This is a genomic window from Paraburkholderia sp. SIMBA_027, assembly GCF_046535315.1.
GTDB classification, from domain to species: Bacteria; Pseudomonadota; Gammaproteobacteria; order Burkholderiales; family Burkholderiaceae; genus Paraburkholderia; species Paraburkholderia tropica.
In genome coordinates, this window is the sequence record NZ_JAWRWY010001788.1 from 1 (window position 1) to 228 (window position 228).

Genomic DNA, 228 nt, shown 5'->3' on the forward strand with positions numbered 1-228 from the left:
GTCGCGTTCTTCGCGGGCCTGCGCGGCGACGTGCGCCGCGAAGTCGAGCGGCGCGCGGGGTCCGTCCACGGCGGCGCGCATTCGCATGTCTGACACGTCGGCCGCGCCCGTCTGCGTGTTTGGCGCGGGCGCGGTCGGCTGCTATCTCGGCGGCCGGCTCGCGGCGGCCGGTACGCCGGTGGCGCTCGTCGGCCGCGCCCGCATCGGCGACGCGATTCGGGCGAACGG

1 protein-coding gene is annotated in these 228 nt (G+C 77.6%); it reads left to right on the forward strand.

Annotated features, from left to right (window positions below; translation table 11 throughout):
• Positions 1-85 precede the first annotated feature (85 nt).
• The coding region (locus tag SB764_RS45325; RefSeq protein WP_410867484.1) for a 2-dehydropantoate 2-reductase N-terminal domain-containing protein at positions 86-228 on the forward strand (143 nt) is incomplete at its 3' end.